The sequence below is a fragment of the Micromonospora sp. KC207 genome, from assembly GCF_004348615.1.
Classification (GTDB): Bacteria; Actinomycetota; Actinomycetes; order Mycobacteriales; family Micromonosporaceae; genus Micromonospora.
This window is the reverse complement of the sequence record NZ_SMKJ01000062.1, coordinates 1-26,679: the sequence shown is the minus strand read 5'-3', so window position 1 is coordinate 26,679 and position 26,679 is coordinate 1. Positions and strand designations below refer to the sequence as shown.

31 protein-coding genes are annotated in these 26,679 nt (G+C 73.8%); 17 read left to right on the top strand and 14 right to left on the bottom strand.

The annotated features are described in order from the left end of the window. On the top strand, positions 1-1,223 hold a 1,223-nt coding region (locus tag E1258_RS10800; RefSeq protein ID WP_165949718.1), incomplete at its 5' end, for an acetate--CoA ligase family protein. Between the two features lie 90 nt (positions 1,224-1,313). On the opposite strand, the gene E1258_RS10795 is transcribed toward E1258_RS10800, so the two are convergent. Together E1258_RS10795 and sigB are read right to left on the bottom strand one after the other, a co-directional pair. Then, positions 1,314-1,721, bottom strand: coding sequence for a VOC family protein (locus E1258_RS10795; protein WP_132399200.1), 408 nt, complete (start codon positions 1,719-1,721; stop codon positions 1,314-1,316). A 228-nt stretch (positions 1,722-1,949) separates the two neighbouring features. Continuing rightward, complete coding sequence (gene sigB, locus E1258_RS10790; RefSeq protein WP_132399208.1) at positions 1,950-2,954, bottom strand: RNA polymerase sigma factor SigB; 1,005 nt, start codon at positions 2,952-2,954, stop codon at positions 1,950-1,952. Positions 2,955-3,200: 246 nt separating this feature from the next. On the opposite strand from sigB, the gene E1258_RS10785 reads away from it, so the two are divergent. Beyond that, a complete protein-coding gene (locus E1258_RS10785; RefSeq protein WP_132399198.1) occupies positions 3,201-3,989 on the top strand; it encodes a sporulation protein in 789 nt (262 codons plus the stop codon). Positions 3,990-4,082: 93 nt separating this feature from the next. On the opposite strand, the gene dtd is transcribed toward E1258_RS10785, so the two are convergent. Both dtd and E1258_RS10775 read right to left on the bottom strand, forming a co-directional pair. Further along, on the bottom strand, positions 4,083-4,505 hold the full coding sequence (gene dtd, locus E1258_RS10780) for a D-aminoacyl-tRNA deacylase (RefSeq protein ID WP_132399196.1): 423 nt from the start codon (positions 4,503-4,505) through the stop codon (positions 4,083-4,085). 34 nt (positions 4,506-4,539) lie between these two features. Further along, a complete protein-coding gene (locus E1258_RS10775; RefSeq protein WP_207919504.1) occupies positions 4,540-6,024 on the bottom strand; it encodes a methyltransferase in 1,485 nt (494 codons plus the stop codon). A gap of 125 nt (positions 6,025-6,149) precedes the next feature. Here E1258_RS10775 and E1258_RS10770 point away from each other — a divergent pair, with 125 nt between their 5' ends. Next, positions 6,150-6,734 (top strand): HhH-GPD-type base excision DNA repair protein, encoded by a 585-nt coding sequence (locus E1258_RS10770; protein WP_036377863.1) that lies wholly within the window; start codon positions 6,150-6,152, stop codon positions 6,732-6,734. A gap of 71 nt (positions 6,735-6,805) precedes the next feature. Here the strand turns inward: E1258_RS10770 and E1258_RS10765 are convergent, their stop codons facing one another. Together E1258_RS10765 and E1258_RS10760 are read right to left on the bottom strand one after the other, a co-directional pair. Next, positions 6,806-7,117, bottom strand: coding sequence for a hypothetical protein (locus E1258_RS10765; protein WP_036377865.1), 312 nt, complete (start codon positions 7,115-7,117; stop codon positions 6,806-6,808). A 12-nt stretch (positions 7,118-7,129) separates the two neighbouring features. Further along, positions 7,130-7,417: a hypothetical protein gene (locus E1258_RS10760; protein ID WP_243715338.1), complete on the bottom strand. Its 288-nt coding sequence runs from the start codon at positions 7,415-7,417 to the stop codon at positions 7,130-7,132. 105 nt (positions 7,418-7,522) lie between these two features. On the opposite strand from E1258_RS10760, the gene E1258_RS10755 reads away from it, so the two are divergent. Then, positions 7,523-7,879 (top strand): DUF3099 domain-containing protein, encoded by a 357-nt coding sequence (locus tag E1258_RS10755; protein WP_132399194.1) that lies wholly within the window; start codon positions 7,523-7,525, stop codon positions 7,877-7,879. A gap of 149 nt (positions 7,880-8,028) precedes the next feature. Here the strand turns inward: E1258_RS10755 and E1258_RS10750 are convergent, their stop codons facing one another. Then, positions 8,029-8,928 (bottom strand): carbohydrate kinase family protein, encoded by a 900-nt coding sequence (locus E1258_RS10750; protein ID WP_132399192.1) that lies wholly within the window; start codon positions 8,926-8,928, stop codon positions 8,029-8,031. After that, the gene (locus tag E1258_RS10745; protein ID WP_132399190.1) at positions 8,925-9,851 is read right to left on the bottom strand and encodes a pseudouridine-5'-phosphate glycosidase; all 927 of its coding nucleotides are present in this window, start codon (positions 9,849-9,851) and stop codon (positions 8,925-8,927) included. Before E1258_RS10745 ends, E1258_RS10750 begins: the two co-directional genes overlap by 4 nt. Positions 9,852-9,938: 87 nt before the next feature. On the opposite strand from E1258_RS10745, the gene E1258_RS10740 reads away from it, so the two are divergent. The 3 genes from E1258_RS10740 to E1258_RS10730 all read left to right on the top strand — a co-directional run bounded on the left by E1258_RS10740 (position 9,939) and on the right by E1258_RS10730 (position 12,789). Further along, positions 9,939-10,157, top strand: coding sequence for a DUF3039 domain-containing protein (locus tag E1258_RS10740; protein ID WP_132399188.1), 219 nt, complete (start codon positions 9,939-9,941; stop codon positions 10,155-10,157). Between the two features lie 40 nt (positions 10,158-10,197). Beyond that, on the top strand, positions 10,198-10,848 hold the full coding sequence (locus E1258_RS10735; RefSeq protein ID WP_132399186.1) for a trimeric intracellular cation channel family protein: 651 nt from the start codon (positions 10,198-10,200) through the stop codon (positions 10,846-10,848). A 207-nt stretch (positions 10,849-11,055) separates the two neighbouring features. Next, positions 11,056-12,789, top strand: coding sequence for a DEAD/DEAH box helicase (locus E1258_RS10730; protein WP_132399184.1), 1,734 nt, complete (start codon positions 11,056-11,058; stop codon positions 12,787-12,789). Between the two features lie 98 nt (positions 12,790-12,887). On the opposite strand, the gene E1258_RS10725 is transcribed toward E1258_RS10730, so the two are convergent. Further along, the gene (locus tag E1258_RS10725; RefSeq protein WP_036374862.1) at positions 12,888-13,121 is read right to left on the bottom strand and encodes a hypothetical protein; all 234 of its coding nucleotides are present in this window, start codon (positions 13,119-13,121) and stop codon (positions 12,888-12,890) included. Positions 13,122-13,366: 245 nt separating this feature from the next. Beyond that, positions 13,367-14,971, bottom strand: a complete 1,605-nt coding sequence (locus tag E1258_RS10720) for an RNA polymerase sigma factor (protein WP_132399182.1) — start codon at positions 14,969-14,971, stop codon at positions 13,367-13,369. A 287-nt stretch (positions 14,972-15,258) separates the two neighbouring features. Between E1258_RS10720 and E1258_RS10715 the strand changes: the two genes are divergently transcribed. After that, positions 15,259-16,083: an inositol monophosphatase family protein gene (locus tag E1258_RS10715; protein ID WP_132399180.1), complete on the top strand. Its 825-nt coding sequence runs from the start codon at positions 15,259-15,261 to the stop codon at positions 16,081-16,083. 32 nt (positions 16,084-16,115) lie between these two features. Here E1258_RS10715 and E1258_RS10710 read toward each other — a convergent pair whose 3' ends face one another. Further along, positions 16,116-16,631 carry a LytR C-terminal domain-containing protein gene (locus tag E1258_RS10710; RefSeq protein ID WP_007075405.1) on the bottom strand — a complete coding sequence of 172 codons (516 nt, stop codon included), beginning with the start codon at positions 16,629-16,631 and terminating at the stop codon, positions 16,116-16,118. 435 nt (positions 16,632-17,066) lie between these two features. Here E1258_RS10710 and E1258_RS10705 point away from each other — a divergent pair, with 435 nt between their 5' ends. After that, positions 17,067-17,363 carry a DUF4193 domain-containing protein gene (locus E1258_RS10705; protein ID WP_007075406.1) on the top strand — a complete coding sequence of 99 codons (297 nt, stop codon included), beginning with the start codon at positions 17,067-17,069 and terminating at the stop codon, positions 17,361-17,363. A gap of 175 nt (positions 17,364-17,538) precedes the next feature. Beyond that, positions 17,539-18,339, top strand: a complete 801-nt coding sequence (locus E1258_RS10700; protein WP_132399178.1) for a hypothetical protein — start codon at positions 17,539-17,541, stop codon at positions 18,337-18,339. Between the two features lie 13 nt (positions 18,340-18,352). On the opposite strand, the gene E1258_RS10695 is transcribed toward E1258_RS10700, so the two are convergent. Then, complete coding sequence (locus tag E1258_RS10695) at positions 18,353-18,844, bottom strand: DUF3093 domain-containing protein (protein ID WP_132399176.1); 492 nt, start codon at positions 18,842-18,844, stop codon at positions 18,353-18,355. Positions 18,845-18,928: 84 nt separating this feature from the next. Between E1258_RS10695 and dut the strand changes: the two genes are divergently transcribed. From dut to E1258_RS10675, 4 genes are all read left to right on the top strand, one after another. Then, a complete protein-coding gene (gene dut, locus E1258_RS10690) occupies positions 18,929-19,435 on the top strand; it encodes a dUTP diphosphatase (protein WP_007075409.1) in 507 nt (168 codons plus the stop codon). Between the two features lie 25 nt (positions 19,436-19,460). Further along, positions 19,461-20,102: a DUF3710 domain-containing protein gene (locus tag E1258_RS10685; protein ID WP_132399174.1), complete on the top strand. Its 642-nt coding sequence runs from the start codon at positions 19,461-19,463 to the stop codon at positions 20,100-20,102. A gap of 177 nt (positions 20,103-20,279) precedes the next feature. Then, entirely contained in the window at positions 20,280-20,663 is a 384-nt protein-coding gene (locus E1258_RS10680) for an OB-fold nucleic acid binding domain-containing protein (protein ID WP_007075411.1), read from the top strand. A 31-nt stretch (positions 20,664-20,694) separates the two neighbouring features. After that, positions 20,695-21,378: a DUF3159 domain-containing protein gene (locus E1258_RS10675; protein ID WP_132399172.1), complete on the top strand. Its 684-nt coding sequence runs from the start codon at positions 20,695-20,697 to the stop codon at positions 21,376-21,378. 51 nt (positions 21,379-21,429) lie between these two features. Here the strand turns inward: E1258_RS10675 and E1258_RS10670 are convergent, their stop codons facing one another. Next, positions 21,430-22,119: a TrkA family potassium uptake protein gene (locus E1258_RS10670; protein WP_132399170.1), complete on the bottom strand. Its 690-nt coding sequence runs from the start codon at positions 22,117-22,119 to the stop codon at positions 21,430-21,432. 2 nt (positions 22,120-22,121) lie between these two features. Next, a complete protein-coding gene (locus E1258_RS10665) occupies positions 22,122-22,787 on the bottom strand; it encodes a TrkA family potassium uptake protein (protein ID WP_007075414.1) in 666 nt (221 codons plus the stop codon). A gap of 162 nt (positions 22,788-22,949) precedes the next feature. Here E1258_RS10665 and E1258_RS10660 point away from each other — a divergent pair, with 162 nt between their 5' ends. The 3 genes from E1258_RS10660 to E1258_RS35780 form a co-directional block, all read left to right on the top strand. Continuing rightward, positions 22,950-25,022: an APC family permease gene (locus tag E1258_RS10660; RefSeq protein ID WP_132399168.1), complete on the top strand. Its 2,073-nt coding sequence runs from the start codon at positions 22,950-22,952 to the stop codon at positions 25,020-25,022. Further along, complete coding sequence (locus E1258_RS10655; protein WP_243715337.1) at positions 25,019-26,329, top strand: class I SAM-dependent RNA methyltransferase; 1,311 nt, start codon at positions 25,019-25,021, stop codon at positions 26,327-26,329. The genes E1258_RS10660 and E1258_RS10655 overlap by 4 nt, the downstream gene beginning before the upstream one ends. A 30-nt stretch (positions 26,330-26,359) precedes the next feature. Further along, positions 26,360-26,679 (top strand): anhydro-N-acetylmuramic acid kinase (locus tag E1258_RS35780; protein WP_371688599.1); only part of this gene is annotated, 320 nt, incomplete at its 3' end.

Below are 26,679 nucleotides of genomic sequence, written 5' to 3'. Positions count from 1 at the left end.
AGGTCGCGGTCAGCGCCCTGTTCGCCCGGTCCGGGGTGATCCGGGTCGACACGGTAGCCGAGCTGCTCGACGTCGGCGTGCTGCTGGCCCACCAGCCGCGGCCGGCCGGGCGGCGGGTCGCCGTGGTCGGCAACTCCTCGGCGCTGACCGGGCTGGCCGCCACCGCCTGCGCCGCGCAGGGTCTGACGGTGGCCGCCGGGTACCCGTCCGACACCGGGCCCCGGGCCGGGGCGGCCGAGCTCGCCGCAGCGCTGGCCGTGGCCGCCGCCGACGAGAACGTGGACGCTCTCGTCGCGGTCTTCGCTCCGCCGCTGCCCGGTCAGCTCACCGACACCGAGGCCGACTTCGCCGCCGCCCTGCCCGGCGTGCTCGACGCCGGCAAGCCGGTGGTGGCCACCTTCCTCGCCGGGCGCGCGCCGGCCGGGGTGCCGGCGTACCCGAGCGTGGAGGAGGCGGTGCGGGCCCTGGCCCGGGTCGCCAGGTACGCCGACTGGCTGCGCCGCCCGCCCGGCACGCCGCCCGAGCTGCCCCGCATCGACCCGGCCGCCGCCTCCGCCGCGCTGCGCGCCGACGGGGCCGACCCGGCCGGGCTGCTGCGCGCGTACGGGATCGACGTGCTGCCGTCGGTGCCCACGCGGTCGGCCGACGAGGCGGTGGCCGCCGCCGTGTCCCTCGGCTGCCCGGTGGCGCTGAAGGCCGCCGCCCCTGGGCTGCGGCACCGCCTCGACCTCGGCGCGGTCCGGCTCGACCTGGCCGACGCGGCGGCGGTGCGCCGGGCGTACGCGGAGATGTCGGCGGTCTTCGGCGCGGACGTCCTGGTCCAGGCGATGGTTCCGCCCGGCGTGCCGTGTGTGGTGGAGCTGGTGGAGGACCCGGCGTTCGGGCCGGTGGTCGGCTTCGGCCTCGGCGGCGTCGCCACCGAGCTGCTCGGAGATCGGGCCTGGCGGGCGGTGCCGCTGACCGACATCGACGCCAGCGAGCTGGTGGACGCGCCCCGGGCGGCGCCGCTGCTGCGCGGGCACCGGGGGGCCGTGCCGGTGGACCGCGCCGCCCTGGCCGAGCTGCTGCTGCGGGTGGGGCGGCTCGCCGACGAGCAACCCCGGGTGCGCTCGCTCACCCTCAACCCGGTGCTGGCCCGCCCGGACGGCATCTCGGTGCTGCACGCCACGGTCGGCGTCGGCGCGGCGGGCGCCCGCCCCGACACCGGTCCCCGCCGCCTGTGAGGGGGTGAGGAAGGGCCCCTTGTTGACGCATTCTGTATAGGAAGGGGCCCCTCCCAACACCTCGGGCGCCGGGCACGCGCCGCAGGCGGCTCAGGCCCGGCTGGAAATCTGCTGGACGGCCCAGGCGTTGCCGTCGGGATCGGTGAAGAAGACGAAGCCGACGTTGTCCAGCGGGTCCGGCACCGGGCGGGGATTCTGCCCGAGCACCTGGATCTCGCTCACCTCCACGCCCCGGGCGACCAGTTCCGCGCGGGCAGTGGGCAGGTCGGGCACGACCAGTTGGAGCCCCTTCAACGAGCCCGGGGGCATCTGCGGCACCGCACCGGTGCCGATCACGATCGAGCAGCCGGAGCCGGGGGGCGTGAGCTGCACGATCCGTACGTCGTCGCCGACGCGGGTGTCGTGGTCGACGACGAAGCCGAGCCGGTCGGCGTAGAAGGCCTTGGCCCGGTCCACGTCGCTGACCGGGACCACCACCACCTCGAGTGTCCAGTTCATGCCCCGAGCCTTCCGTACCCGTGCGACCTTTCCGAGCAGGCACGCGCCGCCCAGCGCCGCCGAGCGCCGCCGTCCGCCCCTGCCCGCGAGCGCCGCCGTCTGCGGGACCACCGGTCGCACGGCGCGGCGAAGGGTGGCCGGAGGCGGCGCCGCCTGGGAGGGTGGGTTCGCGCCTACGCCCGAAGGGCCCCGGCGAACCGCCGGAGCCCTTCGTTCCCGCGCGCCCGCTCAGCAGGCGTACGCCTCCAGTCGCTGCGCCCGCTCCGGAGCCCGCAGCTTGAGCAGCGTGACCTTCTCGATCTGCCGAATCCGCTCCCGGGACAGGCCGAACTCCCTGCCCACCTCGTCCAGGGTGCGCTGCCGGCCGTCGTCCAGGCCGAAGCGGAGCCGGATCACCGCCTGCTCCCGCTGGGACAGGGTGGCGAGCACGATCCGTACCTCGTTGCGCAGTTCACCGTCCATGGCGGTGGCACCGGGCTCGGCGGCCGGGTCCACGGCGGCGACGAAGTCGCCGAGGGCGCTCTCGCCGTCCTCGCCGACGGCCTGGTCGAGGCTGACCGGCTCCCGGTCGTACGAGATCAGTTCGATGACCTGGAACTCGGGGACGTCCATCGCCCGGGCGACCTCGGCCACGGTGGGCTCGCGGCCCAGCGTGACGGCCAGCTCGCGGCGGGCCCGGACCATTCGGTTGACCTGCTCGACCATGTGCACCGGGATGCGGATCGTGCGGGCCTGGTCGGCCATCGCCCGGGTGATCGCCTGCCGGATCCACCAGGTGGCGTACGTGGAGAACTTGAAGCCCTTGGTGTAGTCGAACTTCTCGACGGCCCGGATCAGGCCGAGGTTGCCCTCCTGGATCAGGTCGAGGAACGCCATCCCGCGGCCGGTGTACCGCTTGGCGATGCTGACCACGAGGCGCAGGTTGGCCTCCAGCAGGTGGTCCTTGGCGGTGCGGCCCTCGGCGACGATGATCTCCAGGTCGGCCCGTAGCACCGTCGAGACCGGCGTGCACGTCGCCAGCTTCTCCTCGGCGAACAGCCCGGCCTCGATCCGCTTGGCGAGCTCCACCTCCTGCTCGGCGGTGAGCAGCTTCGTGCGCCCGATGCCGTTGAGGTAGGCCCGGACCAGATCCGTGGAGACGCCGCGCTCGTCGGTGGCGTCCAGGTCGGTCAGGGTGTCGACGGCAGCCTCGGCGTCGATGGTGACGGCCGGGCCGATCTGGTTCTCGATCATCTGAAGGGCCATCTCTGTCTCTCCCCGTGTCCACGTCGGTGCCGCGTCGCCGGCCCAGTGGTGCCGGTGACACACACTCTGGCAAGCGAGACGTGAAACGGGAGTGAGGCGATCGGGGAACCGACAGCGGATAGGGGTGTCCGGACCCCTGGCCTTGCCGGGCCCGGCTACCGTGCCGGCAGTCGGCCGTTCGGCCGAATCACCAGGTCGGACGCTGCGGCCGATCTTCGAGAGGGTGGAGTCTTCGTGGTCTTCAAGCGGCTCATGCAGGCGATGGGTGTGGGTGGCCCGTCGGTGGAGACGGTGCTGAGCAATCCGAACTGCCGTCCGGGCGGTCAGTTGGAGGGCGTCGTCCACGTGGCGGGCGGCGAGCACCCGGTGGACATCGAGTACGTCGCGCTGGGCCTGGTCACCCGGATCGAGGTGGAGAGCGGCGACAGCGACTACGAGACCACCCAGGAGTTCCACCGCCGGCAGGTCACGGGGGCGTTCCGGCTGGAGCCGGGGCAGCGGTACGACGTCCCGTTCCGCTTCGACGTGCCCTGGGAGACTCCGCTCACCGAGTTGTACGGGCAGCACCTGCACGGGATGACGATGGGGCTGCGTACCGAGCTGGAGGTGGCGCGGGCCGTCGACAAGGGCGACCTGGACGCGGTGGCGGTCCACCCGCTGCCGGCCCAGGAGGCGCTGCTGGAGGCGCTGCTGCGGCTGGGCTTCCGGTTCGCCCGTGCCGACGTCGAGCGGGGCCACATCTACGGGGTACGGCAGCATCTGCCGTTCTACCAGGAGATCGAGTTCTACTCGGCCCCCCAGTACGCCCGCGCGATCAACCAGCTGGAGGTCACCTTCGTCACCGACCCGCAGCAGGTGCAGGTGGTGCTGGAGATCGACAAGCGGGGCGGTGTCCTCACCGAGGGCCGGGACGCCTTCGGCCGCTTCACCGTCGACCACGCCACGGCGCACAACACCGACTGGGCCGCCCAACTCGACGCCTGGCTCCGCCAGTCCGTCCAACGCCGCGGCCTGTTTTTCTGACCCACCCCGTGACCTCTCCGGTGATCAAGAGGCTTGCGTCAGGATCCGGACCCCGGCTGACGCAAACCTCTTGTTCAACAAGGTGGGGGTGGGTCAGAGGTCCAGAAGGAGGGTGCGAGGGCCCACGTTGACGCTCTCGACCAGCATGTGGGCGCGGAAGCGGCCCGTCTGCACCGGGGCGCCACGGTCACGCAGGGTCGTCACGACCGCCGTGACCAGGGGCTCTGCCACCTCGGCGGGGGCGGCGGCGGTCCAGCTCGGCCGCCGGCCCCGGCGGGCGTCGCCGTAGAGGGTGAACTGGCTGACCACCAGGATGCCCGCGCCGCTGTCCGCCGCGCTGCGCTCGTCGTCCAGGATGCGCAGTTCGTGGATCTTGCGGGCCATGGTGCGCGCGGTCTCCTGGGTGTCGGTGTGGGTCACCCCGAGCAGCACCAGCAACCCGTCGGTCACCGCGCCGACGACCTCCCCGTCGACCGTGACGCTGGCCCGGCCGACGGTCTGCACGACCGCCCGCATCAGCCCAGCGCCCGCGTCGGCCCCAGCGCCCCCATCAGGCGGTCACCGGCTCGATGATGCCGCGCTCCACCAGGTGGGCCACGATCGGGCCGGCCGCCTCCGCCAGCTCCTGCGGCGTCACGTCGTGCGCGACGGCGAGCAGGGCGAGCTGATCGCGCAGCGGCAGCCGGCCGTCCGCGCCGCCGACCAGGGCCAGCACCAGCGGGTCGATCTCCTCGGTCCAGCGCAGCCCGTGTGGCATCGCGAGGACCTGCCGGTCCACCGCCCATCCCTCGTCGCTCATGGTGGCCTCCTGCCGGAGCTGGAGCCCCTCGGCGGCCCGGTAGCGCGCGGCGAGCAGCCCCTCGGTGTCGCGTACCCGAAGCCAGTCCTGGCGGTCGAACCAGGCGGCGATCTTCTCGCCCAGCGGAGGCTCCACCCGCTGCCGCAGGTCCTCCACCCGCACCACCGGGTCGGCGTGGCCGGCGCGGCGCAGCGAGACGATGCCGAAGCCGACCGCCTCCACCTTGTGCGCGTCGAACCAGTCGAGCCAGGCCGCCATCCGGTGCGGGTCGGCCGCCTCGCCGACGTCGGTCAGCCACAGGTTGACGTACGCCATCGGGTCGGCGACCTCGCGCTGGATCACCCAGGCGTCCAGGCCGGTGCCGGCGAACCATCCGGCCACCCGGTCGCCCCAGTCCTCCCCGGCGACGTGCACCCAGTTCGCCAGGTACTGCATGGTGCCGCCCTCGGTGAGCAGCCCCGGGGCAGCGGCGGCCAGCTCGGCGCCGATCGCGTCGCCGACCCGGCCCGAGTCCCGGTACACGTGGGTGGTGGTGCCCGGGCCCACCACGAACGGCGGGTTGCTGACCACCAGGTCGAACTGGCGCCCGGCGACCGGGGCGACCATGTCCCCGCACAGCAACTCCCAGTCTTGGCCGTTGAGCGCGGCGGTGGTGGCGGCGAAGCGCAGCGCCCGTTGCGAGACGTCGGTGGCGGTGACCCGGCGGGCGTGGGTGGACAGGTGCAGCGCCTGCACGCCGGAGCCGGTGCCGAGGTCGAGCGCGCTCTCCACCGGCCGGCGCACGGTCGCCCCGATCAGCGTCTGGGTCGCCCCGCCGATGCCGAGCACGTGCTCGGAGCGCAGCGGCCGGCCCGGCCGGGAGCTGGCCGGCAGGTCGGCCAGCACCCACCAGTCGTCGGCGTACGGCTCCAGGTCGACGCCCGCGCGCAGCCCCTCGCCGTGCCGCTCGACCAGGCCCCCGGCCAGCGCCTCGGCCACGGTCAGCGGGGCGAGCGCGGCGGCCACCGCGGCCTCCAGCTCGGTCTGGTCGCAGATGAAGACCCGGATGAGGGTGGCGAGCGGATCGCGGTCGCCGGTGGCGCGCAGGGCGGCCCGGAAGTCGTTGCGGGCGATCCCGCCGGTGGCCTGCGGGCCGAGCCGGTCGGCGATGCCGTTCGACGTGTACGCGGCGCGGGACAGCGCCGTCCGGAGCGCCTCGACGCCGGCGGGGGAGAGCAGCATGTCGTGTTCGTCCACGTCGCCATCCTGCCCTCTGCCGTGGCGGACGGCGTCACCGCCGCCCCGAAATCCACCGCCGGGCGGGCCGGCGGGCAACCACCGCCGGGGAGTCGGCGTCGGCTCCGGGCGGCGGGGCGGGCAGGATGGACGGCATGACGCTTTCGCTGCCCATCGACCCCGAGGCCAACCGGCTGCTGGAGCGCAGCCCGCTGGCCCTGCTGCTGGGGATGACGCTCGACCAGCAGGTCCCGATGGAGAAGGCGTTCTCCTCCCCGTACGTGCTGGCGCAGCGCCTCGGGCACGAGCCGGATGCCCGCGAACTGGCCGGGTACGACCCGGACGCGCTGGTGGCGGTCTTCGCCGAGCCACCGGCTCTGCACCGGTTTCCGAAGGCGATGGCGGGCCGGGCGCAGGAGGTGTGCCGGGTGCTGGTCGACCGGTACGACGGCGACGCCGCCCGGCTCTGGGCCGACGTCGCCGACGGGCGGGAGCTGCTGCGCCGGATCACCGAGTTGCCCGGTTTCGGCCGACAGAAGGCGCAGATCCTCGTGGCGCTGCTCGGCAAGCGGTACGGGGTGACCCCGGATGGCTGGCGGGAGGCGGCCGGCGACTACGGCGACGCCGACGCGTACCGGTCGGTGGCCGACGTGACCGACCCGGGCTCGCTGCGCCGGGTACGCGAGCACAAGCAGCGGTTGAAGGCGGAGGCGAAGGCCGCGAAGGGCTGACGCGCCCCACGCCCGGTGGCCTCGCCGAGGCGTCAGGCGGCGTCGAGGATCGTCAGGCGGTGCCGGGATCGTCAGGCGGCGGTGGGCCGGGAGAGCGCGGCGAGGGCGCGCCGGACGTCGGCGAGGGAGACGGTCGCCGAGTCGTCCAGCTCGGCCAGGCCGGCCTCGATCCACTGCCGCATCAGCGTGGTCACCCCGATGCCGCGGGCGTCGGCGGCGGCCCGCACCCGCTCGTACGTGTCAAGCGGCAGCCGCACCGAGCGGCTGACCATCGGCACGTCGGTGTCGGGGGTGGGCAGCTCCGCGGGCGCGCTGGCGTCGATCAGCTCGGCGAGCCGGTCGTCGCCGCCGTGGAACTGCTTGGTCGCGTCGTTACGGTTCATCGCCACGCCTCCCTATCGGCGGAATCTGCGGACGGCCTCGTCGTAGCGCTTGGCCTCGGCGTCGGTCAGCTCCCGGGCGGAGAGCACGTCCCAGTCGTTGTCGGTGCCGTCTGCCTCGGCGAGCAGCACGGCCAGCCGCCTGCCGTGGCGCGCGGCGGCGTAGACGACCATCACGTCGTCGCCCAGGTGCCGGATGACCCGCCGCGGGCTGTGCAGGGCCTCCCACACCTCGCCGGGCGTGACGTCGTAGACCCGCAGGTTGGCCAACGCCTCGTCGGTGAAGCTGAACCGGCTGCCCACGAGCGGAGCGTACCACGGCCGTAACACGGAACCGGAAGGAGTTGATTCTCGTTGACCAACGCCCCGAGGTGACAGGATGGGGGCAATCCCTCTTGGAGGTCCGTGGTGAAACGTCAGGCGTACCAACCGATCCTGATCACCGACGCGGCCCGTAGCCAGGACGACCAGCTCACCAGCCGGCAGCGTCGCTACGTCGTGATGATGGGCGTCCGGGTGGCCTGCGTGATCGTCGGCGCGATCCTGGTCGGCGCGCAGGCACCTCTGCTCTGGCTCTGGCTGCCGCTGTGCGGCCTCGGGATGGTGCTCATCCCGTGGCTGGCGGTGCTGCTGGCCAACGACCGGCCACCGAAGGAGAAGCACCGGCTGGCCAACCGATTCCAGCCCCGGCACACCGACGCGACCCCGCCGATGAGCCTGGCCGCCGAGGAGCGCCCGCACAAGATCATCGACGCCGAGCCCTGACCCGGCGACCGCGCCGCCGGGAGGCCGACCCCAGCCCGGGGCGGCCTCCCGGCGCGTCCGGGGAGGGCGACCGATCCGACCCGGAGCCGGCCCGGGCTGGCGGCCGAGCCGGGCTGAGGGCCGCTACGGTCCGGGCCGGGGCGGTCCGGTCAGCCCGTCGGGCGCGCGCCGATCGTCGACACGGCCAGCGCGCCCAGGTCGCCGGCCTGGTCCAGCGCTGTCCGGGGCCCGGCCCCGCCCAGCCAGGCCGACAGCAGCCCGGCGGCGAAGGCGTCCCCGGCCCCGGTGACGTCGGCCACGGCCACCCGCCGCGACGGGGCCACGCTGATCGTCGCCGTCCGGTCCGCCCACACCGCCCCGGCCGCACCCCGCTTCACCACCACCCGCCGGGCCGTGGCTGTCAACACCCGGGCCTGCGCCGCCGGGTCCAGCCCGCCGGCCAGCACGGCCGCCTCGTCGGCGTTGACCAGGAGCAGGTCGACGTCGCGTACCCAGGCCAGGAAGGCCGCCGCGCCGACCCGCCGCAGCGGCGCAGCGGACGCAGCGTCGACGCTGGTGGTGAGCCCGCGCTCGCGCGCCGCGGCCAGCGCGCGAAGCCCGGCGCCGCGCGACCCGGCGTCCAACAGGGGGTACCCGGACAGGTGCAGGTGCCGTGCGTCGGGCACCTGCGCCAGGGCCGCGTCGACGTGCCCGGCGGCCAGCCACAGGTTTGCCCCCCGCTCGGTCACCATCGTGCGCTCGCCCTCGCCGGTGAGCACGATCACCGTGCCCGTGGCCCGGCCGGGGTGCCGCTCGACCGCGCAGTCCACGCCGGCACGCTGCAGCTCGGCGACCCGGTCGCGTCCCGCGTCGTCGTCGCCGACGGCACCGACCATGGTCACGGCGACGCCCTGGGCGGCGAGCCAGGCGGCGGTGTTGGCCGCCTGCCCGCCGCCGCTGACCCGGATCGTGGCCGGAGTGTCGGAGCCGGTGGCGAGCGGCCCGCCGAGCACCGCGACCACGTCGGTGATCAGGTCACCGACGACGACGATCCGACCCGGAGCGGTCATGCGGCGGCGCGGCGCGCGGCGGCGACCGCGATCCGGGCGGCGAGGTCGGCGTTGCGCAGGATGATCCGCACGTTCACCGCGAGGCTCGCGCCCTGCGTCGCGGCGTGGAAGTGCGCGAGCAGGTACGGCGTCACGGCCTTGCCGGTCACCCCGTCGCGCTCCATCAGGGCGAGGCCCTCGGCGAGGGTCCGGTCGTGCAGGGCCGGGTCGAGCTGCTCGTCGGCCGGCAGCGGGTTGGCCACGACCAGCCCCCCGCCGTGCACCCCGTGGGCGTCCCGCGCGGCCAGCACGTCGGCGGCCTGCTCGGGTGAGTCGACCGACCAGTCCAAATCGAAGCCGGCGTCGGTGAGGTAGAAGCCGGGGAGCCGCCGGGTGCGGTAGCCGACCACGGCCACGCCGAGGGTCTCCAGCCGCTCCAGGGTGGCCCCGACGTCGAGGATCGACTTGATCCCGGCGCAGACCACGGCGATCGGCGTGCGGGCCAGGGTGCCCAGGTCTGCCGACTCGTCGAAGGTCGTCGCGGCCTGCCGGTGCACCCCGCCCAGCCCGCCGGTGGCGAAGACCCCGATCCCGGCGGCGGCGGCCACCGCGCTGGTGGCGGCGACCGTGGTGGCCCCGTCCGCGCCGGCCGCGGCGGCGACCGCGAGGTCGCGCACCGAGAGCTTGCTCACCCCGTCGACGGTGGCGAGCCGGGTCAGCTCCGCGTCGTCGAGCCCGACCACGAGCCGGCCGCCGACCATGCCGATGGTCGCCGGGACCGCCCCGGCGGCGCGGACGGCCTGCTCGATCTCGCGGGCCACCCGCAGGTTGTCGGGCCGGGGAAGGCCGTGCGAGACGATGGTGCTCTCCAGGGCGACGACCGGACGCCGGTCGCGCAGGGCGGCGCCCACCTCGGCGCCGAGGTGGATGTCAAAGCTGTTCACGTCCGTTACGGTACGGGCCGGGAAGGGGTGGCCTGCGGTGGACCCGGCCAGTCAGACCTGACAGACTGGAAAGTTGGAGGTGCAGAAGTGAGCACACAGGTTCTCGAACGTCCGGACCTGAAGGACGCCGACACCGGTCCCGAGATGTTCCACTACGTCCGCAAGGACAAGATCGCGGAGAGTGCCGTGATGGGCACCTTCGTCGTCGCGCTCTGCGGGGAGAAGTTTCCGGTGACCAAGGCCGCCAAGCCGGGCTCGCCGGTCTGCCCGAAGTGCAAGGAGATCTACGACTCCTGGGGCGAGTGACCAGGGGCGGGTGTTCCGGCCGCCCACGTAGCCTTCGGCGGTGACCACCTCCACCGCCCTGCTCTTCGCCGACCTGACCGGGGTGGCCGTCTTCGCCGCCTCCGGTGCCTCCGCGGCGGTGGCCAAGCGGCTCGACCTGTTCGGCGTCGTCTTCGTCGGTTTCGTCGCCGCGCTCGGTGGCGGGATCCTGCGCGACCTGGTGATCGACGAGGTACCCCCGCTGGCCTTCGCCGACTGGCGGTACGCCGCCACCGCCGCGCTCACCGCCGCCGCCACCTTCTGGCTGCACCCCCGGCTCGCCCGGCTGCGCACCACCGTGCTGGTGCTCGACGCCGCCGGTCTCGGGCTGTTCACCGTCACCGGCACTCTCAAGGCCCTCGACGCCCAGGTGCCGGCGGTCGGCGCGTGCGTCGTCGGGATGCTCACCGCCATCGGCGGCGGCCTCGGCCGGGACCTGCTCACCGGCGAGATCCCCGTGGTGCTGCGCCGGGAGATCTACGCGGTGGCGGCTCTCGCCGGGTCGGCCGCCGTGGCGCTGCTCGACGCGCTCGGGCGTGCCGACGCCGCCGGACTGACCGCCGCCGCGGTACTGGTCTTCGCGCTGCGCCTGGTGTCGCTGCGGCGGCGCTGGTCCGCCCCGGTGGCCACGCTCCGTCCGCCTCGCACCGGCGCACGGGGGCCCGGATCCTGACCCGTGGTGAGGCGACCGTCGCCGACGGTGTCCGTGGCCGCTGGTGCCGATGTGACCAGCGTGGCGTCGCCTGGGCCCGCCGGCCCGCGCTGGTTATGCTGATCCGGCCTTCGCGGCACCCGATGCGCGAGGGCGTTTTCATGGGCGGCGGCACCCGTGGCCCTCGACCGGGGCCCGCCGTCGCGCGGTCGGAGAGGAGCCTGACGCGTGGCAGCCCGGACGCCGGCGCTCGAGACGTTCCCACCACTGCGCGCCTGGCAGCGCAAGGCGCTGGTGGAGTACCTGCGACGACGCACCGAGGACTTCACGGCGGTCGCCACCCCCGGGGCCGGCAAGACCACCTTCGCCCTGCGGATCGCCGCCGAACTGCTCGCCGACGGCACCGTCGAGGCGGTCACCGTGGTCGCCCCCACCGAGCACCTGAAGACCCAGTGGGCGCAGTCGGCGGCCCGGGTCGGCATCCAGCTCGACGCGGCGTTCCGCAACGCCGACCTGCACTCCTCCGCCGACTTCCACGGCGCGGTGGTCACGTACGCGCAGGTGGGGATGGCACCCCAGGTGCACCGGCGGCGCACCATGACCCGGCGCACCCTGGTCGTCCTCGACGAGATCCACCACGCCGGCGACTCCCGCACCTGGGGCGACGGGGTGAAGGCGGCGTTCGAGCCCGCCGTGCGCCGGCTGATGCTCACCGGCACCCCCTTCCGCTCCGACGACAACCCGATCCCGTTCGTCACCTACGAGCGTGGCGGCGACGGCCTGCTGCGTTCCCGCGCCGACGCCGTGTACGGCTACGCCGACGCGCTGCGCGACAACGTGGTCCGGCCGGTGCTCTTCCTGGCGTACTCGGGACAGACCCGATGGCGGACGAACGCCGGGGACGAGCTGGCCGCCCGGCTGGGCGAGCCGATGACGCAGGACCTGGTCGCCCAGGCGTGGCGTACCGCGCTCGACCCGGCCGGTGACTGGATGCCGCAGGTGCTGCGGGCCGCCGACTCCCGGTTGACCGTGCTGCGCAACGCCGGGATGCCCGACGCCGGCGGGCTGATCATCGCCAGCGACCAGCAGACCGCCCGCTCGTACGCGAAGCTGATCGAGCGGTTGACGGGCGAGAAGGCCGCGGTGGTCCTCTCCGACGACCAGGGCGCGTCCGCCCGGATCGCGACGTTCGCGGCGTCCGAGCAGCGCTGGCTGGTGGCGGTCCGGATGGTCTCCGAGGGCGTCGACATCCCCCGCCTGGCGGTCGGCGTCTACGCGACGAGCGCCAGCACCCCGCTCTACTTCGCCCAGGCCATCGGCCGGTTCGTCCGGGCCCGCCGCCCGGGGGAAACCGCATCGGTCTTCCTGCCCAGCGTGCCGCACCTGCTCGGGCTGGCCAGCGAGATGGAGGCCGAGCGGGACCACGTGCTCGGCAAGCCGAAGGACCGCGAGGGTTTCGACGACGACCTGCTGGAGCGCGCCCAGCGCGGCGACCAGGCCAGCGGGGAGCTGGAGAAGCGTTTCGCCGCCCTGTCCGCCACGGCCGAGCTGGACCAGGTGATCTTCGACGGTGCCTCCTTCGGCACCGCCGCCCAGGCCGGCACCCCGGAGGAGGAGGAGTACCTGGGCCTGCCCGGGCTGCTCACCGCCGACCAGGTCTCCCTGCTGCTCACCAAGCGGCAGGCCGAGCAGTTGGCGGCCCAGCGCCGCCGGGCCACCGAGCGGGCCGCTGAGCCGGCCCCTGCCGCCACGGCGGCCCCACCCCAACCCATGAGCGCCGCCCAGCGCCGGGTGGCGCTACGGCGGCAGCTGAACGCCCTGGTGGCGGCGCGGCACCACCGGACGGGCCTCCCGCACGGCAAGATCCACGCAGAGTTGCGTCGCCTCTGCGGCGGCCCGCCCAGCGCCCAGGCCACCATCGAGCAGCTCGAGGAGCGCATCGCCACGGTCCAGACTCTCTGACCGCCGGCGGCGAAACGGGGCGTTACATGGAAAAGTCGGCCGGAGGGGGCCCTTTGGGCACCTCCGGCCGACTTGGGTCGGTCTGGGGTTTCTTGCGGTCAGTTCGCCATCAGATCGGCGCCACGCCAGCTGAACTCGGGGTCCGTCGCGTACCGCACGGTGATCTTCACGAGATCCTCCGCGTACTTGTTCGCGTGGTGCCCACAGAACACCAACTCGCTTCCGCCCGCCAGAGTGATACGGAGCTTGCCGGCAGCGTTGCAGCGGTCGCACCGTTCATCGGCGGCTGGGGGAGCCACCGTCTCGGGCGGCGGCGTGAGGGTCGGGGTCATCGCCTTCCTCCTCTGGTCGTCACCGATGAACAATCTCCTCGGTCGTTGCTCACCTATCGTGCAACACCCGATGAGGGCCTTGCCTTCCCTGTGTGCCCGCGGGGGACCGAAGTCACACCTGGCAGCAACAGTGTGCCGTGCACCAAGGGTGCCACGTCAACGATCACAATCGTGCAACCGACCGATCGCCATCGGGTGTTGTACGGCTGGTGATCAAAGCGACACAAGCAGTTGACGAATCCGGGTCAGTCCAGGTAGTCACGGAGAACCTGTGAGCGCGACGGGTGGCGCAGCTTCGACATCGTCTTGGACTCGATCTGCCGAATCCGCTCCCGGGTCACGCCGTAGACCTGGCCGATCTCGTCCAGCGTACGCGGCTGGCCGTCGGTGAGGCCGAAGCGGAGCCGGACCACGCCCGCCTCGCGCTCGGAGAGCGTCTGCAGCACCTGCTGGAGCTGGTCCTGCAACAAGGAGAAGGAGACGGCGTCGACCGCGACGACGGCCTCCGAGTCCTCGATGAAGTCACCGAGCTGGCTGTCGCCCTCGTCGCCGATGGTCTGGTCGAGCGAGATGGGCTCCCGGGCGTACTGCTGGATTTCCAGCACCTTCTCGGGTGTGATGTCCATCTCCTTGGCCAACTCCTCCGGAGTGGGCTCGCGGCCCAGGTCCTGGAGCAGCTCGCGCTGGATCCGGCCGAGCTTGTTGATCACCTCGACCATGTGCACCGGGATGCGGATCGTGCGGGCCTGGTCGGCCATCGCCCGGGTGATCGCCTGCCGGATCCACCAGGTGGCGTACGTGGAGAACTTGTAGCCCTTGGTGTAGTCGAACTTCTCGACGGCCCGGATCAGGCCGAGGTTGCCCTCCTGGATCAGGTCGAGGAACGCCATCCCGCGGCCCGTGTAGCGCTTGGCCAGCGACACCACCAGCCGGAGGTTGGCCTCCAAAAGGTGGTTCTTCGCCCGCTCGCCGTCGCGGGAGATCCAGCCGAGGTCGCGGACCATCTCGCGGACCAGCTTCTCCTCGCCCTCCTCGGCGGCACGCAGCCGCTCGGCGGCGTAGAGGCCCGCCTCGATCCGCTTGGCGAGCTCCACCTCCTGCTCCGCGTTGAGCAGGGGCACCTTGCCGATCTGCTTGAGGTACGCCCGGACCGAGTCCGCGGAGGCGGTCAGCTCGGCGTCGCGGCGCGCCTGCTTGAGCGCCTCGGACTCCTCGTCGTCCCACTCGAAGTCGTTGTCGGTGGCGGAGCTGGCGGCGTCGGCCGCGGCGGCCTGGGCCAGCTCGACCGGCTCCTCGACCACCACGTCCTCGATCTCGGCGGCGAGCTCCTCCGGGTCGATGTCGCCCTCGGCGCCCTCACCCTTCGGCTTGCCGGCGGCGGCCTTGGCGGGCTTGCCCGCTGCGGCGGCCACCGTCGCCTTGGCGGCCCGGGCGGGCCGCGCGACCTTCGCCGGCACGGCGGCCTTGGCGGCCGCCTCGGTCGTGGCCTTACGTGCGGCGACCTTCCGCGGGGCCGACTCGGGGGCGTCGTCGGCGGCGGGCGCCTGCTTCGGGGCGGGCGCGGCCACCTTCTTGGTGGTCTTGGCGGTGGTGGCCCGGGACGCGGGGGTGGCGGACCGGGCGGCGGCGACCCGGCGGCGAGGGCTGGCCGAGCCGTCGACGACCACGGTCACCCCCGCTTCCGCGAGCGCACGCAGGATCTTCTTGGCCTGGGCCGGAGTCACCTCGGCGGACTCGACGGTGCGCGCGAGCTGGGCCGACGTGAGCTGGCCGCCGGCGCTCTGCGCGTGGGCGATCAGGGTGTCGGTGAGCGAGCGAACGTCGGCGCCGGTTTGGCGGGGTTCTGTCACGAATGACCTTCCGGAGGCGAAGAGCGAGCACGGCCGGGTTGCCCGACGCAGCGCGGAGCACGGTGCCGGACGATGTGGTTGAGGGACCCCCGTGTCCCGGGCCGGCCGGTCGCTGGCGGTCCGTGGCGCGTGGGCAGGGTGAATTGTAACGCCGTCTGCCGCGATCATCCTGCGCCGCACGGCGGACCGACTGCCGGGGTCGACGATCCGACGCAGATGTGGACTTTGTAAGGATGATACTCGCGCGCGACCCGGACGGGCCCAGTCGTGCGGGAAGGGGACAAACCATGGATCGCTCGGTGCCGCCACCTGGGGAGCTGCTGGAGATTGCCGTCGATGTCGCCCGGGTCGCGGCGGCGACCGCGCACCGGATGTGGGCCGAGGGCGTGTCGGTGGCCGACACCAAGTCCACCGTCACCGACGTGGTCACCGCCGCCGACCGGGCCGTCGAGCGGCAGGTGGTCGACGCGCTGCGCCGCCTGCGCCCCCACGACGCGGTCCTCGGCGAGGAGTACGGCGCGGGCGAGGCCGCCCCGGCGGCTACGGCGGCCCGGGTGCGCTGGATCGTCGACCCGATCGACGGGACGGTCAACTACCTCTACGGGCTGCCGTACTGCGCGGTGTCGCTGGCCGCCGAGGTCGACGGCGAGGTGGTCGCGGGCGTGGTGCGCAACGTGTTCACCGGCGACGAGTGGACGGCGACCGTCGGCGGCGGGGCGCACCGGGGTGGGCAGCGGCTGCGCTGCTCCGCCGAGAGCGACCTCGGGCAGGCGCTGGTCGCCACCGGCTTCGGCTACGACCCCGCCCGCCGGGCCCACCAGGCCCGGGTGCTCGCCGGACTGATCGGCCACGTGCGCGACGTCCGCCGGCAGGGTGCCGCCTCGGTGGACCTCTGTCTGGCCGCCGAGGGGCGGCTGGACGCGTACTACGAGAAGGGCCTGAACCTCTGGGACCACGCGGCCGGCGCGCTGGTCGGCACCGAAGCCGGGCTGCTGGTCGCCGGGCTCGGCGGGCGCCCGGCGGGCCCGGACCTGATGATCGCCGCCCCGCCGGCGCTGTTCGCGTCGCTGCACGACCGGCTGGCCGACCTGGACGCCTCGGGCGGCCCCTGACCGCGCCGGGGCGGCCAGGTCCGGCCAGCGGGTCACTTGTCGACGGGCATCGGGCAGGTGCCGGCCGGCGCGACCGGGGCACCCAGGTCACCCAGTGACTGGTTGACCTCCGTGGTGGTGGCGAGCTGGGCGAAGTTGTTGCCGAGAATCACGTCGACCGTGTCGTCCTTGCGCTTGATGTCGAACTGCGGCTCGGCGTTGTTGAGGAAGTACGCCCGCAGCAGGTGGGCGGAGCCGACTCCCTTCGGGCCGTACCGCAGGACGGCGACGCCGTCGAGTTGCTGCTTGGCGTTGCCCTCCTTCTTTACCTGGAACTTGCGGTTGCGGAAGTCGTCCGCGACCTTGCTGGCGAGGCCCACCTCGTCGGTGGCGTTGTAGACGTTGATTTTCACGTCCTTGTTCTCGTGCAGGGCCACGTCCGCCAGCGGCGCGCCCTCGGGGCAGCCGCCGGCCACGCCGCCCTTGCCCTGGGTGTCGCGGACCAGCGCCACGACCACGAAGACCAGGGCGACGACCGCCAGCAGACCGACGACAACGAGTGCTCGCACTCGCGCAAAGCTCATCTGGGCGCTCCCCGGGCGGTGATTGAATGGCGGCGGTCGGAGGCGGTGGGCCGCCCCGCCGGCCGTCGAGTACGCCGCTGAGGCTAACGGTTGTCCGGCGGTCGCGTGGAAACAGTCCGACATGCCGGCGCGCCAACCGGGAAGCGGGTACTACTACCCCTATCTTCGTGTCGCCTGAGTCACATTGGGAACAACTTCGAGGCCTGGGGCGTACATCTGAGCCGCGAGGGCGGTATACATGCCTCGCCCAAGAGGGGGGTAAGGTACCGCGCTCGCTGGGGGGAGTTTCTCTGGCGGCCCGGTTCGGCCGGTGGCCGGGTCGGGTGACCGACGGAAGTTGGTGGCCGGCAGTGGAACTGAAACAGCGCCTTCCGGCGTTACAACCGGGAGCGACCATATCGATATGGGAGAGTGAAACCGATGGCCACCGACTACGACGCCCCGCGTCGCGACGAGGTCGACCTCGGCGAGGACAGCCTGGAAGAGCTCAAGGCCCGGCGGGTCGACTCACAGTCGGGTGCCGTGGACGTCGACGAGGCCGAGGTGGCCGAGAGCTTCGAGCTCCCTGGTGCTGACCTGGCCGACGAGGAGCTCACGGTGAAGGTGCTACCGATGCAGCAGGACGAGTTCCGATGCGCCCGCTGCTTCCTGGTCCACCACCGCAGCCAACTGGCGGTCGAACGCAACGGCGAGCTGATCTGCCGCGAGTGCGTCTGACCACCCCGACACCGGCGGCGGCCTCGTCGACGAGGCCGCCGCTGTGGGAGCTGGCGACCCGGCCACGTCCGCGCCCGCCGGTGCGCCACCGGCCTACTGCGGTGCCGTGCGCCGGTGGTGGGTAACTGCTTGACTCATGAGGGCAGTTACGCCGACGCACCCGGGAGGTCGACGCATGGTCGAGCGCAGCGACGACGGCGGGCGCCCCGCCACCGACGGCACCGGCGCGGGGGAGGAACTGGGCGCGACGCTGGCCGCGCTCACCGCCGACGACATCGAGCCGGCCCGCCGACGGCAGCTACTGACCCGGCTGGTCGGCCAGGTCCGCGGCCGAGGGCTCGCCGACCTGTTCAAGCCGAGGGCCGCCGTGCGCTGGATGACCGACGCGGTCGCCGACGTCGCCCCGCACGTGCCGATCCGGGACCTGGCCACCCTGCGCCGGCACTTTCCCGGCCTGGACGGCGAGGCCCTCGCCGACCGGCTGATCCGCAACGCTGCCCGGACGACGGCCGCGATCGGCGCGGCCGGCGGCGGAGTCGCGGCCGTCGAGTGGGCCGTCGCGCCGACGCTGCTCTCCGCGCCGGTGCTGCTGGCCGCCGAGACGGTCGCCGTGATCGCCGTCGAGCTGAAGCTGATCGGTGAGCTGCACGAGGTGTACGGTGCCCCGCTGCCCACCGCCGGCACCCAGCGCACGGTGGCCGTGGTGCAGTCCTGGGCCAGCCAGCGGGGGATCAACCCGATGATGCCCGGGGTGGGCGTCGGCGCGGTGCTCGGCACGGCGGCCCGCAAGGAGCTGCGGGACACCCTGCTCAAGCGCTTCGGCCGCAACCTGACCACGCTCGGCCCGTTTCTCACCGGGGCGGCGGTGGCCAGCTACCTCAACCGGCGGGCCACCCGGGCTCTCGGCGACCAGCTCCGCAAGGACCTCGCCCGGCAGCGGCGCGAGCTGCCCGGCCCGCCGCCCGACCTGCCCTGACGTCGCGGGCGCGTCAGTGGGCGTCGCGGGCGGCGAGCAGCGCCGCGGCGAGCCGCACCGGGTCGCGGGTGCTCACCACCCAGAACGGGGTGGGGTCGGCCGGGTCGTCGAGCACCACCTGCACCGCCCCGGCGATCCACGGGCGCTGCACCACGAAGGCGAGCGGGTCCGCCCCGACGCCGAGCACCTCGCGCCGGCCGGCGGCGTCCAGCGCGACGGCGTCGGCCACGAACCGTAGAGGCAGCCGGGCATCGTCCACCCGCAGCTCACCGTCGGCCACGGCGATGCGGATGCGGCCCAGCCACCACAGGGTGGCCACGGTCGCCGGCAGCAGCACCGCGAACGGCAGCCAGGAACGCAGGCCGCCCGCGCCCAGCCACAGCTCCAGGGCGAGGAAGCCGCCGAGGGCCGGCCCGGCCAGCCAGAGCCACCACGGCAGGCTGAGCCGCTCCGCGTACCCGATTGCGGGGGTGGTGGCGGGCGTCGGGGAGGGCGATCGACTCACTCCTGCCAGGGTACGGCGCGCGACGGCCGGTCGACCCGGCAGGATGGCAGGGTCATCCCGAGAAACGGACGGAAGAGGGAGACCGTGACCGACGACGTACCCGTGCCCGTGCGGCGGCTCGACCCGGAGCTGCCGCTGCCGGCGTACTCCCATCCCGGTGACGCCGGGGCGGACCTGGTGGCCGCCGCGGACGTGGAGCTGCCCCCCGGTGGCCGGGCCCTGGTCCCGACCGGCCTGGCGATCGCCCTCCCGGAGGGGTACGTGGGCCTGGTGCACCCCCGGTCGGGCCTGGCGGCCAGGCTCGGCGTGACGGTGCTCAACGCGCCCGGTACGGTCGACGCCGGCTACCGGGGTGAGATCCTGGTCAACCTGATCAATCATGATCGGGAGACACCGGCGAAGATCGCCCGTGGCGATCGGATCGCGCAACTCGTTGTCCAGCGGGTGGAGCGGGCCGATTTCCGGCCGGTGACCGAGCTGCCGCCGTCGCGGCGGGGCGCCGGCGGGCACGGTTCGACCGGCGGGCACGCGGGGCTCGTCCCGCCGCCGGCGGGCCGGGCCGGCGGGCAGCCGGAAGAGGTGGCAGGGTGAGTGCGAACAGCGGAGGGTGGGCGCAGTGATCTTCTCCCGAAAGCGGGCCGGTGGCGGTCGGCACGCCCGTGACGAGCGGGCTGCCGAGGTCGTCGACGGTCGCGAGGCCGAGGGCCAGGCCCCGGCGCGCGGCCCGTACGACGTCTCCGAGGCCCCGGCCGGGGTGCAGCGGCTCGACCTGGGCAGCCTCCACATCCCGGCGGTGGCCGACGTGGAGGTTCGGGTGCAGGCCGACCCGCAGGGCGTGATCCAGCAGGTCGTCCTGGTGCACGGGCAGAGCGCGTTGCAGCTCGGCGTCTTCGCCGCGCCCCGCTCCGAGGGCATCTGGGACGAGGTGCGCGAGGAGATTCGGCAGTCGCTGTTCAACGACGGCGCGGCGGCCCAGGAGGCGCAGGGGGAGTACGGCCCGGAGCTGCACGCCCGGGTGCGCACCCCGGACGGGCTGACCGACCTGCGGTTCGTCGGGATCGACGGGCCCCGCTGGATGGTGCGCGGCGTCTACCAGGGCGCCGCCGCGACCGATCCGGTCGCCGCCGGCCCGCTGCGCGAGTGCCTGGACGGGCTGGTCGTGGACCGTGGCCAGGAGGCGAAGCCCGTGCGTGAGCCGCTGCCGCTGCGCCTGCCGCGGGAGGTGGCCGACCAGGCCGGCCCGACCGTCGAGGCCTGACCGGGCACACCGGCCGGGCCCGCCGGGGCCGCCGTCGGTGTGCCGCCGGTGCCGGTCCAGGGCGGGCCGCCCATGTCGCCGTCCCGCCCGTCGGCGTACGCTGGCGGGACGGCCTCGCCCACCGGGGCCGCACCGGTGCCGGCGCGGCCGGCCGGCGGAGGAGAGGGTGACGCGGTCATGACGACCGACGAGGGCGGCAGAGTCTCGTTCCGGCGGCTGCTGCACCGGCTCACCGCGAGCGAGGCCGAGATCGAGGCGCAGGAGCTGCGCCGGGGGAGCGCCGAGTCCGGCGGCGTACCGGCCCGGCAGTGCGGGCGGGGTCAGGTCGTCTGTGTGAATGGCCGGCTGCGCACGGTGGTCTACACCCCCCGGACGAACCTGCCGACCCTCGAAGCCGATCTATATGATGGCAGTGACGTGGTGACCCTGGTCTGGCTCGGGCGGCGGCACATCGCCGGCATCGAGCCGGGCCGGCACCTGACCGCCCGGGGCAGGGTGGCGATGCGGGACGATCGCAAGGTCATCTACAACCCGTACTACGAGTTGGAGCCGCCGAAGTGACGACGCGCACGCCGCCGGCGGGAGGGACGCGATGACCACCGGAGCCCAGCGGGCGACCGAGCCCGGGGCCGGACCGGAGGACGACGAGGCCCTGCCCACCCTCGCCGAGCAGATGGCCGACCAGCTCGGCGGCTGGCGCGGGCTGGTCGAGTCGAGCATCCCGGTGGTCGTCTTCGTCGTCTCCAACATCGTCGGCGAGCTGCGCCCCGCCGTCATCGCCTCGGTGGCCGTGGCGCTGCTCATCGCCGCGCTGCGGCTGGTCCAGCGCCGGCCGGTGCGGCACGCGGTCAACGGCCTGGTCGGCGTCGGCATCGGCGCGGCCATCGCCTGGCGAACCGGGGACGAGCGCGACTTCTACCTCCCCGGCATCCTCTACGGCATCGGGTACGGGCTGGCCCTGCTGGTCTCGGCGGCGGTCAAGCAGCCTCTCGTGGGCTGGATCTGGTCGGTGCTGGTGGCCAAGGGGCGCTCCGAATGGCGGGACGACCCGCGCCTCGTGCGGACCTTCACCCAGCTCACCGTCCTGTGGGGCGTGGTGTGGCTGGCCAAGGTCGGGGTCCAGGCCGCCCTCTACCTCGCCCACCAGGACACCGCGCTCGGCGTGGCCCGGCTGGCGCTGGGCTACCCGCCGTACGCGCTGCTGCTGCTGATCACGGTCTGGACGGTCCGGCGGGTGACGCGGGAGCCGGCGGCGGAGCCCCTGCCCGGCGCCTGAGATCGGCGCAGGGGCGAAAGCACCAGCCCCGGGGCGGCGAGGCGACGGGGCTCAGCCCGCGCCGCGGGTCCGCTCGATGCTGTCCGTGCCGAGGATCACCGAGCGGACGTCGTCCTCCACCTCCGCCGTGCAGACGAAGACCAGTTCGTCGCCGGCCTCGATCGGGTCGTCCGGGCTGGGCACCAGCACCCGCTTGCCGCGCAGGATGGCCACCAGGGCGGCGTCGCGGGGGATCGGCACGGCGTGGATCGGCTGCCCCACGTACGGCGCGGTCGGCGGCAGGGTGATCTCCACCAGGTTCGCCTCGCCCTGCCGGAACGTCATCAGCCGCACCAGGTCGCCGACGGTCACCGCCTCCTCGACCAGGGCCGCCATCACCCGCGGCTTGCTCACCGCGACGTCGACGCCCCACTGCTCGGTGAACAGCCACTCGTTCTCGGCCCGGTTGACCCGGGCCACCACCCGGGGCACGGCGAACTCCGTCTTGGCCAGCAGCGACACCACCAGGTTGACCTTGTCGTCCCCGGTCGCCGCGACCACCACGTCGCAGCCGGCGACGTTGGCCTCCTCCAGGCTGGCCAGCTCGCAGGCGTCGGCGAGCACCCACTCGGCCGCCGGTACCCGGTCGGGCCGCAGCATCCGGGGCTGGCGCTCGATCAGCATCACCTGGTGGCCGTTGTCGATCAACTCCTGGGCGATCGAGCGGCCCACGTTGCCGGCGCCGGCGATGGCGATCCGCATCCTCAGTGCGCTCCTTCCGGCGGGCTGCCCGCCACCGAGGTCACCGACGCCACGATGTCGTCGGTGACCAGCATGAAGACCTGGTCGCCCTCCTGCACGGCGGTGGAGCCGGTGGGCAGGGTTCCGATGCCGAAGCGGATCAGGTACGCCACTCGCGCCCCGGTCGCCTCCTCCAGGCCCCGCAGCGGCCGGCCGATCCAGTCCTTGTGCACCGGCACCTCGACGATCGAGACGGTGCTGGTCGGATCCCGGAAGATCTCCACGTTGCCCTCGGGGACCAGGTGCCGCAGCATCCGGTCGGCCGTCCACCGTACGGTGGCCACGGTGGGGATGCCCAGCCGCTCGTAGACCTGGGCCCGGCGCTGGTCGTAGATCCGCGCGGCGACCCGGGAGACGCCGAACGTCTCGCGGGCCAGCCGGGCCGAGATGATGTTGGAGTTGTCGCCGCTGGAAACCGCGGCGAAGGCGTCCGCCCGCTCGATGCCGGCCTGCCGGAGCACCTCGCCGTCGAAGCCGGCCCCGGTGACCGTGATGCCCGCGAAGTCCGGGCTGAGCCGGCGGAACGCGTCGGCGTCCTGGTCGATCACCGCCACCGAGTGCCCCCGGGCCTCCAGGCTCTGGGCCAGGGTCGACCCGACCCGGCCACAGCCCATGATCACGACATGCACGTGTCCCTCCCAAGGTGCGCGCACCCGTCCGCCGTCGACCCCTCAACTGCGAGCCTGCCACGTCGGGGTTGCCGGCGGGGGACGACGCTACCCCGCCCGGCCGAGCACCCTGTCCCGCCACCCCCGGGTGACCACGTGGAGGTGGTCGTACCCTTAGCGCTTGTGGCCAGTCCCACCTCGCTGCTGAAGCGGCTGCTCGTCGGTCGACCCTTCCGGTCCGACCGGCTCCAGCACACCCTCCTGCCGAAGCGCATCGCGCTGCCGGTCTTCGCCTCCGACGCCCTCTCCAGCGTCGCGTACGCCCCGGACGAGATCCTGCTGACGCTCTCCATCGCGGGCGCGTCGGCGTTCATCTTCTCGCCGTGGGTCGCCCTCGCCGTGGTCGTGGTGATGCTCACGGTGGTGGCCAGCTACCGGCAGAACGTGCACGCGTACCCCTCCGGCGGCGGCGACTACGAGGTGGCCACGGTCAACCTCGGCCCCCGGGCCGGCCTGGGGGTGGCCAGCGCCCTGCTGGTCGACTACGTGCTCACCGTGGCCGTCTCGGTCTCCTCCGGCGTGGCCAACCTGGGCTCGGTGGTTCCCTTCGTCGCCACCCACAAGGTGCTCATCGCCGTGAGCGCGGTGGTGCTGCTCACCGCGATGAACCTGCGCGGCCTGCGCGAGTCCGGCACCGCGTTCGCCATCCCGACCTACGGCTTCGTGATCGTCATCGGCGGCATGATCATCACCGGCCTCGTCCGGTACTTCGTCCTCGGCCACGACCTGCGTGCGCCCAGCGCCGGCCTGGAGATCCAGGCCGAGCACAGCGTCACCGGTTTCGCCCTGGTCTTCCTGCTGCTGCGGACCTTCTCCTCCGGCTGCGCCGCGCTCACCGGCGTGGAGGCGATCTCCAACGGGGTGCCCGCGTTCAAGACGCCGAAGAGCCGCAACGCGGCCACCACCCTGCTGCTGCTCGGCACCATCGCGGTGAGCATGCTCGTCGGCATCATCTGGCTGGCCCGGCTCACCGGCCTCCAGTTCGTCGAGGACCCGGACCTGCAGATCCTCTCCGGCCCCGACGGGTACGTGCAGAAGACCGTCACCACCCAGCTCGGCGAGACGGTCTTCGGCCCCGGGTCGGTGCTGCTGTACGTGGTCGCCGGGATGACCGCGCTGATCCTCTTCCTGGCCGCCAACACCGCGTTCAACGGCTTCCCGGTGCTCGGCAGCATCCTCGCCCAGGACCGCTACCTGCCCCGGCAGCTACACACCCGGGGGGACCGGCTGGCGTTCTCCAACGGCATCGTCTTCCTCGCCGTCGCCGCGATCGTGCTGATCGTCGGCTTCCAGGCCGAGGTGACGAAGCTGATCCAGCTCTACATCGTCGGCGTCTTCGTCTCGTTCACCCTCTCCCAGGCCGGCATGATCCGGCACTGGAACCGGCACCTGCGCACCGAGCGGAACCCGCGGGCCCGGCACCGGATGATCCGGTCCCGGGCGATCAACGCCTTCGGCATGGCGATGACCGGTGCGGTGCTGGTCATCGTGCTGATCACCAAGTTCCTGCTCGGCGCGTGGATCGCCATCGTCGCGATGGCGCTGCTCTACGTGCTGATGCTGGCCATCCGCCGGCACTACGACCGGGTCGCCGCCGAGCTGGAGCCGACCGAGGTCCGGGGGGTGCTACCCGCCCGCAACCACGCCATCGTGCTGGTCAGCAAGCTGCACCAGCCGACGCTGCGGGCCATCGCGTACGCCCGGGCCACCCGGCCGGACACGCTGACCGCGGTGACCGTGAACGTCGACGAGAAGGACACCCGGGCCCTCCAGGCCGACTGGGAGCGGCGGGAACTGCCGGTGGGGCTCACCGTGGTCGACTCGCCGTACCGGGAGATCACCCGGCCGATCCTCGACTTCGTGGCCAACACCCGCCGGGAGTCGCCGCGCGACGTGGTCACGGTCTTCATTCCCGAGTACGTCGTCGGACGCTGGTGGGAGAACCTGTTGCACAACCAGAGCGCGCTGCGCCTGAAGGGGCGGCTGCTGTTCGAGCCGGGCGTGATGGTCACCAGCGTTCCGTGGCAGCTCGCGTCCACCGCCGGCAAGAACCTCGACCGGCTCGACGCGACGCTGACCCGGGGCCCGGCGCGCGGCCCCCGGGTCGCCCCGCGCAGCACCCTGCCCCCGCCGGTGCCGCCGGTGCGTTCGGCCCCGCCCGGCGGACACGGCCCGGTCGAGGGAGACCAGCGATGACCCGGGCAGGCATGGACGGGCCGCGCACCGGCGTGGACGGCGACGGGCGGGTTCGGCCGGGCGACGGGTCGGGCGAGGGCGAGCGGCGCGGGCTGGAGGAGGCCGAGCGGGTCGAGCTGACCGTCGACGCCGTCGCCCCCGGAGGGCACTGCGTGGCCCGGGTCGACGGGCAGGTGGTCTTCGTCCGGCACGCGCTGCCCGGTGAGCGGGTAGTGGCCGAGGTCACCGAGGTGCACCGCGGGTTCGTCCGCGCCGACGCGGTGACGGTGCTCGACGCCGCCGGGCAGCGGGTCGAGCCACCGTGCCCGTACGCGAAACCGGGCCGCTGCGGCGGCTGCGACCTCCAGCACGTCGCGCCCGAGGCCCAGCTCGACTGGAAGGCCGCGGTGGTCCGCGAGCAGCTGAGCCGCCTCGCCGGCCTCGCGGACACGGAGATCGACCGGCTCGGGGTCCGGGTCGCGGCGCTGCCCGGCGGGCCGCTCGGCTGGCGCTCCCGGGTCCGGTACGCGGTCGACGCCGCCGGCCGGGCCGGGTTGCTCAAGCACCGATCGCACGAGGTGGTGCCGATCGACCGCTGCCTCATCGCCCACCCGGCGATCCAGGAGCTGCCGGTGCTCGGGCAGCCCTGGCCAACGGCCGAGGCGGTGGAGACCGTCGCCTCGACCGGCGGGGACGTCACCGTCACCGCCCTGGCCGACGGGGCGGTCACCCGGGTCGACGGGCCGGCGAAGGTCCGCGAGGTGGCCGCCGGCCGGGAGTGGACGCTGCCGGCGTCCGGCTTCTGGCAGGTGCACCCGGCGGCGGCGGACACCCTCGTCGACGCGGTGCTCGACCTGCTCGACCCGCGGCCGGGCGAGTCGGCCTGGGACCTCTACGGCGGGGCGGGGCTGTTCGCCGCCGCCGTGGCCGCCCGGGTCGGCCCGGCCGCGCGGATCACCGTCGTCGAGTCCGCCGCGCTGGGCGTCGCCGCCGCCCGGGAGAACCTGCGGGACCTGCCCCGGGTCGAGGTGGTGGCGGCCCGGGTGGAGACCGCCCTGGCCCGCCGCCGGGTCACCGGCCCGGTGGACCTGGTGGTGCTGGACCCGCCGCGCACCGGGGCAGGCGCGCCGGTGGTGCGGGACGTGATCGCGGCCGGCCCGCGCGCGGTGGCGTACGTGGCGTGTGACCCGGCCGCCTTCGCCCGGGACGTGCGCACGTTCGCCGACGCCGGCTGGGAGTTGGCGGCGCTGCGCGGCTTCGACCTGTTCCCGATGACCCAGCACGTCGAGCTGGTCGGCCTCCTGCGGCCACCGAACGGGCCGCGCTGAGCCGGCGCTGAGCCGCCCGCCGGGCCTGAGGTGATTGCAGGGGGCCCTTCCTATACCGAAAGCGTTAGCAGGGGGCCCTTCCTTTCTGACCGAGCTGACCGCCCGGACGGTGGCCGCCGAGTGCGACCGGCACGGGGTGGCCGAGGTGGTCGCCGCCGGCGGCGGGGTGCGCAATCTGACCCTGTGGGGCAGGTTGGCCGCGCTGGGGCGGGGCCGGTGGCGGCTGCGGGTGAGCGACAAGCGGGGGTGCCGTCCCAGGCCAGGGAGGCGTACGCGTTCGCCCTGCCCGGCTGGCTGTCCTGGCACGGCCTGCCGGGGGCGATCCCGTCGGTGACCGGGGCCCGGAAGGC

Bases quoted from the DNA above. Each gene is read 5' to 3' on its own strand.
- E1258_RS10795 (WP_132399200.1), bottom strand. From the start codon at position 1,721: ATGAACTGGACACTCGAGGTGGTGGTGGTCCCGGTCAGCGACGTGGAC.
- sigB (WP_132399208.1), bottom strand. From the start codon at position 2,954: ATGATCGAGAACCAGATCGGCCCGGCCGTCACCATCGACGCCGAGGCT.
- dtd (WP_132399196.1), bottom strand. From the start codon at position 4,505: ATGCGGGCGGTCGTGCAGACCGTCGGCCGGGCCAGCGTCACGGTCGAC.
- E1258_RS10770 (WP_036377863.1), top strand. From the start codon at position 6,150: ATGGACGGCATGACGCTTTCGCTGCCCATCGACCCCGAGGCCAACCGG.
- E1258_RS10765 (WP_036377865.1), bottom strand. From the start codon at position 7,117: ATGAACCGTAACGACGCGACCAAGCAGTTCCACGGCGGCGACGACCGG.
- E1258_RS10750 (WP_132399192.1), bottom strand. From the start codon at position 8,928: ATGACCGCTCCGGGTCGGATCGTCGTCGTCGGTGACCTGATCACCGAC.
- E1258_RS10725 (WP_036374862.1), bottom strand. From the start codon at position 13,121: ATGACCCCGACCCTCACGCCGCCGCCCGAGACGGTGGCTCCCCCAGCC.
- E1258_RS10715 (WP_132399180.1), top strand. From the start codon at position 15,259: ATGGATCGCTCGGTGCCGCCACCTGGGGAGCTGCTGGAGATTGCCGTC.
- E1258_RS10705 (WP_007075406.1), top strand. From the start codon at position 17,067: ATGGCCACCGACTACGACGCCCCGCGTCGCGACGAGGTCGACCTCGGC.
- E1258_RS10700 (WP_132399178.1), top strand. From the start codon at position 17,539: ATGGTCGAGCGCAGCGACGACGGCGGGCGCCCCGCCACCGACGGCACC.
- E1258_RS10680 (WP_007075411.1), top strand. From the start codon at position 20,280: ATGACGACCGACGAGGGCGGCAGAGTCTCGTTCCGGCGGCTGCTGCAC.
- E1258_RS10675 (WP_132399172.1), top strand. From the start codon at position 20,695: ATGACCACCGGAGCCCAGCGGGCGACCGAGCCCGGGGCCGGACCGGAG.
- E1258_RS10670 (WP_132399170.1), bottom strand. From the start codon at position 22,119: ATGCGGATCGCCATCGCCGGCGCCGGCAACGTGGGCCGCTCGATCGCC.
- E1258_RS10655 (WP_243715337.1), top strand. From the start codon at position 25,019: ATGACCCGGGCAGGCATGGACGGGCCGCGCACCGGCGTGGACGGCGAC.